5 protein-coding genes and 1 pseudogene are annotated in these 6,657 nt (G+C 60.0%); all 6 read left to right on the top strand.

Going from position 1 to position 6,657, the window contains the following annotated elements:
- Positions 1-827: OmpA family protein (locus CIT26_RS30265; RefSeq protein WP_143747942.1), on the top strand; the 827-nt coding region annotated here is incomplete at its 5' end.
- Between the two features lie 16 nt (positions 828-843).
- The gene (locus CIT26_RS30260; RefSeq protein WP_245319617.1) at positions 844-1,335 is read left to right on the top strand and encodes a Rab family GTPase; all 492 of its coding nucleotides are present in this window, start codon (positions 844-846) and stop codon (positions 1,333-1,335) included.
- Between the two features lie 3 nt (positions 1,336-1,338).
- Complete coding sequence (locus CIT26_RS30255; protein WP_095495958.1) at positions 1,339-2,409, top strand: adenylate/guanylate cyclase domain-containing protein; 1,071 nt, start codon at positions 1,339-1,341, stop codon at positions 2,407-2,409.
- 983 nt (positions 2,410-3,392) lie between these two features.
- The gene (locus CIT26_RS30245; RefSeq protein WP_245319616.1) at positions 3,393-4,352 is read left to right on the top strand and encodes an MBL fold metallo-hydrolase; all 960 of its coding nucleotides are present in this window, start codon (positions 3,393-3,395) and stop codon (positions 4,350-4,352) included.
- Between the two features lie 52 nt (positions 4,353-4,404).
- Complete coding sequence (locus CIT26_RS30240; protein ID WP_095495955.1) at positions 4,405-4,629, top strand: (2Fe-2S)-binding protein; 225 nt, start codon at positions 4,405-4,407, stop codon at positions 4,627-4,629.
- A gap of 715 nt (positions 4,630-5,344) precedes the next feature.
- A pseudogene (locus CIT26_RS30230) lies at positions 5,345-6,592 on the top strand (cytochrome b).
- Positions 6,593-6,657 lie beyond the last annotated feature (65 nt).

Below are 6,657 nucleotides of genomic sequence, written 5' to 3'. Positions count from 1 at the left end.
TCGACATCTCCAAGGTTCGTGATGTGAGCCCCGAAGCACGCGCGGCGGAGCACTGGCAGACTTATGTGTCGCGACTTGAGGCCCAACCGGGAATCATCGTCGCCCAACAAACGGCGAGGGGCGGACACTTCTATATTTCCGGCCTGAGAGACCCACAGGCCGCCGACCCGCAGGCTCTGCTGTCCGGAACAGGGGTTGATCCTGCTCGCGTTCATTCGCAGTGGCAATTCTATCAGAGCCTTGATCCGAAGTTCGTGCTGAAGCGGCTGGTGGCGTCGCTGACTCCGCCGAAATCGGTTCGGCTTATGATCATCAAGGATCGCATCGTTGTCGTGGGTGAAGCTCCTGCCGCCTGGATAAACCGGGCGCGGGTCGCCGCCCAACAGCTGTCCGCGGACGGACTCACTCTAGAAATCTCCGAGCTGCGTGAGTTGACCCCTCAGGAACTCACGCATTTGAGGGAGGCTATTCAAGCGGTCGACATCTTCTTCGATTCTGGCAAGGCTGTACCGGGACCAGAGCAACTGCCGGTTCTCGACAAATTGGCGAATCAGTTGAAGGAATTGGCCAAGGACGCCCGCAAGGCAGGCGTAACAGCACAGTTCATGTTGACCGGCCATTCGGACACGACGGGCCGTGAAACGGCCAAGTTGTCGATCAGCGCCGCCCGCGCGGAGACAGTTCGTGCGCTTCTCAAGCAGCGCGGCGTCGATCCGGAATTGCTCTTGGTTCGCGCCGCGGGCACCTTTGAGCCAGCGGAGACTGAAAATAGCCGAACCGGGAGCTCCGCCAATCGCAGAGTTTCGGTTACGGTAAACTTCCACTAGGGCGGAGCCCAGGATATTGCAAAAGAAGATCTGCATGTTGGGCGGGTTCGCTGTCGGAAAGACGAGTCTGGTTCGCAGGTTTGTGCAAAGCATCTTTTCAGAAACCTACTTGACTACGGTTGGAGTGAAAATCGACAAGAAGAGTGTTGTATTGCCCGATAAAACCGTGGATCTGATTTTATGGGATTTGGCCGGCGAAGACGATATCGGCTCATTCCGCGTCAGCTATGTGCGAGGTGCGAGCGGGCTCGTGCTTGTCGTCGATGGAACCCGCGCCGCTACTCTTGCCGTGGCGCTCACGCTGCGCGAGCGGGCCGAGGCCGAATTCGGCGCTATGCCGTTCGTATTGCTGTTCAACAAATCCGATCTGGCCGATCGGTGGGCAATATCGGATAGGGAGATTAACGAACTGAGGCAACTAGGATGGCAAATCTATCTAACAAGCGCGCTTTCGGGTGAACATGTTGATGATGCGTTTCGTCAGCTTGCTTCGATGGTTGCCAAATAAACCATGCATGGATTGCCAAGAGAAGTCAGAAACTGGATTTACAATTTCTTCTACAACGAGCACTTTGTCGCATATCTGAAAGTCGACGCCCAGCTTTGCATAGCTGCGAAGGGCGGTAGTGTTGAACATTACGGCCTATCATCACTTTGCATTGGCAAGCCCGTTGCCGAGCAGCTTGAATTCATGGAAGGTTTGCTGCCTTGCCCGGAGCTTCCATATCATATGGCCATGGTCGAACTGCCCAGCGGGCGTGTCGCCGACCTTCATCTTTTTGCTGACAATGCCTGCGTATGGCTGCTCTTTCTTGACGCCACTGCCGAACGCGACAATAGGCAGCGGCTTCAACAGAAGGCTTATGAAATGACACTCCTGCAAGAGAGGGAGCGTCAACTCAACGAAAAATTACAATTGACGAACGAGGCGTTGAGGCAGAGCCAAGAGGGATTGTCGCGTGAATACCAGCGCGCCGAAAGCCTACTCCTCAACATTCTTCCGGCGTCGATCGCGGAGCGGTTAAAAGCGGACGAACAAATTGCGGACAACCATGCTGACGTGAGTGTGCTTTTTGCCGACATCGTCGGCTTTACGGAAAGAGCGCGGAGCGTCGGAGCCGAGACAACGCTCGCTATTTTAAATTACTTCTTCAAGGCGGCGGATCTGCTCTCGGAACGATACGGCTGCGAAAAGATCAAGACAATCGGCGATTGTGTGATGGTGGTCGCTGGCCTGCCCGTCGCGCGATCCGATCATGCAGAAGCCCTTGCGCACTATGCACTTGAACTGCGGAAGGCGGTTAAGCGCGAACGCTTCGCAGGAGAACCGATAAGACTCAGAATTGGAATTCACTCAGGACCAATCGTCGCGGGCGTCATAGGCAAAAAGCGGTTTGCTTATGACCTGTGGGGCGAGACCGTTAATCTCGCCGCACGTATTCAAACGTCCGCGGAGCCCGATGAAATCCGTATTTCGGATGCAACTCACAAACTGCTTGGACCCGATTTTGCTTGCGACCCACTCGCGGAAACGGAATTGCGTGGTACAGGTCGTGTTCGAATGTGGCGGCTCCCGGCCTGATTTGCCGCTTGGCAGTGCCGATCCTGGAGCGCATTGCATCCCAAGCAACATTTCGAATGTCCGCAGAGGTGCAGTCGACCACCGAGCGACCGCCAAACGTCTGTCCTGGGTCATCGGAGGACTCTGTATAGACCGTCCTTAGCCTGAACGCGCGTCGGCACGGCCGCCTCGCCGGATTTGCAAGTCCGATGATCACGCACGTATTTGTCGTAGAGCATCAATTTATCTACGCGCTGAGTGGTATCGAAGGATGCATCGGTGCTTCGATTGACGGACTCTACCGACCGCCTCGCGCGACATTTGCGATACGTTGTGCCTCTCGATTGCTGCTGCATGAGTGTGAGAATGCTCATTGCAACAAGCATAGCTGTCCGTCTCATGGGATGCTTCTCCTTTCCATTCGATCTGGTTGTGGATTGTGTCGCTCAGTCGATCGGAGCTTGCCACTAGCGCGTGCTTCGCCGCCGCAATCGGACATGCAGGTACCCTGCCCGCCAGCGGTGGGAAGGCGTCCATTGCGTTGCGCCATCATTAGTCGTGCTGGACGGTCTGTCGGTGCGCGACATGCCCGTGTTCCTCATTTGCTCGGTCGACCAGCGTGCAGACCAGAGACACGGGGAGAGCGCTATGTTGAGGGTGCGCGTGCAGTCGACTGTATCAAGGCTGTGGACGACTGAGACCGCGGTATAGGATTGATCCTGATCCTATGCGCTGGGTGTACTGCCAACAGGCAAGAGGCACAGCCGTTGCTCGCTGCTCAAAGCGGCGTCTTCCGACGTTCGCGGGATATCACCCATGCTCGCAACGGGTCTGCCATAGACTTTCGCATCGCCTGACCGGTGCTTCCGTCCGATGGTGGCGCAGGCCGAGGCGGCGCAACTTCCTCCGTAGACGCCAGGTGGCGGTCCATGGAGGCTCATGCCAAATCCACGGGCGCCAGCGGCGGAGGTGGCCGATACGGCCGTGGTCAGCAGGAGACAAACATGACCCTGGACAACATTTCACACCCCTCGATCCAGCACTGCGCCGACAGCCTGAACGCCAAGCACAGCAACGGTAGACCGGGGCCCGAATTGGTTCCGTCGCGCTACGCGCTGCAGGTCGGCGACATCGACGTGCTGGTGGTCAGCGATGGAGTGCTGCCGATACCAGCCCCGGTTATGGCATACAACGTCGACCCGGCCGTCCGGGCGGCCTGGCTGGACGACATGTTCCTGCCGCCAGACGTGCTCGAGTGGCCGCTGAACGTGGTCGTCGTACGCAGCGGCGGCCGGACCATACTCGTGGACGCCGGGCTGGGGATGGACCCGGACTTGCACTTGCCGAGGGCCGGGCGGTTGGTCTCGCGACTGGAGGCCGCCGGCATCGATCTCGCATCCGTCACCGACGTGGTGCTGACCCATATGCACATGGACCATATCGGCGGGCTGCTCATCGACGGGGTGAAGGACCGGCTGCGTCCGGATCTGCGGGTTCACGTGGCGGCCGCCGAGCTCAAGTTCTGGGAGTCGCCCGATTTCTCCCGCGCCTCCATGCCAACGGGGTTCCCGGATGCGCTTCGGCGGGCGGCCAAGCGGTTCGTGAACGAGTACCGCAGCCAGTTGCGGCCGTTTGAGACGGAGCACGAGGTGGCGCCGGGGGTGGTCGTCACGCTCACTGGCGGCCACACCCCCGGGCACAGCGTGGTCCGCCTGGCGTCCGGCGGCGACCGGCTGACCTTCGCCGGCGACGCCGTGTTCCAGGTCGGGTTCGACCAACCCGACTGGCACAACGGCTTCGAACACGACCCCGAGGAGGCGGCCCGCGTCCGCATCAATCTTTTGCGGGAGTTGGCGGCGACCCGCGAGCCGCTGGTGGCCACTCACCTGCCGTTCCCGTCTATCTGCCATGTGGCGGTGGACGGCGATGTCTTTCGTTGCGTGCCGGCTGTCTGGGAGTACTGACCCGCTTGTCGGGTCAGAGCCGTACCAGGTCGCCGTCGAGACTTATCGCGCCATGATCGTGTGCTCGTGCAATGTGTTGAGCGATCAGGATGTCCGCTCCGCCGTCAAGGCGGAGCGGACGTGCTCGATCCGCCAGGTCTATGGTTGTCTCGGCTGTAGCGCCCAGTGCGGCCGTTGCGCGCGTACTATCCGCCGCATCATTGACGAGGCGCTCGGCAGCGCCCGTCCGGCATCCAGTAACCCTGATTCGTCCGCCGTCGACCTTCTGGAGTACTGACCGCTTGCCGCCCTTCATGGCGTCATCGACCAGCTTGTCGATGTCGATGTTATTGTAGGAGGACTTCGCCGGCGGCGATCCTGCCGATTGCCGGAAATGGCGTCGACGACCCGCCAACCTCGGGCGCTGACGAGATACCTCGCCCACAGGGCATTCGTCTGACGTCCGACGATTTGGTCGTGGCCGACGAGGAACGGTCAATGCTCATGGAAGTGGCGCAGTAGTTCACCACGAGCGGTCGCGCTGCCCTGAGAGGCCGGAGGCCGATCGGTCCGCCCCCCACGCGCATGCATGCGCGCTTCGCCATGTCGTGAAGGCGCCCGGCGCAGCCTTTCATTCAGGAGCCCATAGACCAACGTATCGGACGCACGCGTCCTCAGCACGATGGTCCGCACCCTGGAAAGGCTGGCATGGTTGGGTCTGTCCGTTACCCGACCAATGAACATCGCAAATGACGTTGGATTTCGTTCTTTCGAAGATGCGGCAGATCCTCCTGAGGCTCCGGGCTGTCGACACGTCACCGCCGGCAAGGCGCGACAGCGAGGCCGAGAGGTTTGCGCGAGCGATGGTCCGGCCGATCTACTCTCGCAACGGGATCAGAGTGTCTGTCTCGCCAAGGAATCCTCGCAACCGCGAATGAACCCGCTGAAGGGCGGCCGGCCAAGGAGTGCCGGCCGATGTCGATACCGGCAATTCGAGAACCAGAGGCAACGTAATGAGCGGTGGACATTCAACCTACGTTCCCAGGACCCGGATCGGACGCTGGTTCGACGCCCGCCTGCCGGTGCCGCGCCTGGTGCATGATCAGTTCATCGTATATCCGGTCCCGCGCAACCTGAACTACGCCTATTCGTTCGGCGGCATCCTCTCGATGATGCTGGCAGCGCAGATCGTGACCGGCGTGGTGCTTGCCATGCACTACGCGGCCGACACGACGCTGGCCTTCAACTCCGTCGACAAGATCATGCGCGACGTGAATTCCGGCTGGCTCTTGCGCTACCTGCATTCAAACGGCGCGTCGTTCTTCTTCATCGCGGTCTACGTCCACATCTCCCGCGGCCTCTATTACGGCTCCTACAAGGCTCCCCGCGAGTTGCTGTGGGTTCTCGGCTGCACCAACCTTCTGTTGATGATGGCTACGGCGTTCATGGGTTACGTGCTGCCCTGGGGACAAATGTCGTTCTGGGGCGCGACCGTCATCACCGGCTTCTTCAGCGCCATCCCGCTGGTCGGCGACTGGGTGCAGCAATTGCTGCTCGGCGGCTTTGCGGTGGACAATCCGACTCTAAACCGCTTCTTTGCGCTGCATTACCTGCTACCGTTCATGCTGACGGGCGTCGTCATCCTGCACATTGGGCGCTTCACGTCGTCGGCCAGACCAATCCGGCAGGCATCGACGTGAAGTCGGAAACCGACGTCGTGGACTTCACACCCCATGCCACAATGAAAGACGTGCTCGGGGCCGTGGTGTTCCTGCTCGCCTTTGCGTACTTCGTCTTCTACGTGCCGAACTATCTCGGGCATCCAGACAATTACACCGCCGCCGACCCGCTGAAGACTCCGGCGCATATCGTGCCCGAGTGGTACTTCCTGCCCTTCTACGCGATCCTGCGCGCCGTCACCTTCAACATCGGGCCGATCGACTCGAAGCTCGGCGGCGTGCTCGCCATGTTCGGCGCCATCGCCGTGTTGTTCTTCGTGCCCTGGCTGGATACGTCGAAGGTGCGCTCGGCCGTCTACCGGCCCTGGTACAGGCGTTTTTTCTGGCTCTTTGTCATCAACGCGCTCTTCCTTGGCTGGCTGGGGTCCAGCCGGCGGAAGGCTGGTACCCGCCATGCAGGTATCGACCCTCTACTACTTCGCGTTCTTTCTCGTCGTCATGCCGCTGCTGGGCGTTATCGAGACGCCGCGCCGGCTGCCGAACTCGATAACCGAAGCGATCCTGGAGAAAGGCAAGGATTAACACCGAAGGATCGCTCGTCATGCTCCGAGGCGAGGATTGTGTGAGGATTTTATGGATTCGGATCC

It is taken from the genome of Mesorhizobium temperatum, from assembly GCF_002284575.1.
GTDB classification, from domain to species: Bacteria; Pseudomonadota; Alphaproteobacteria; order Rhizobiales; family Rhizobiaceae; genus Mesorhizobium; species Mesorhizobium temperatum.
This window is presented reverse-complemented; position numbering and strand designations above follow the sequence as displayed.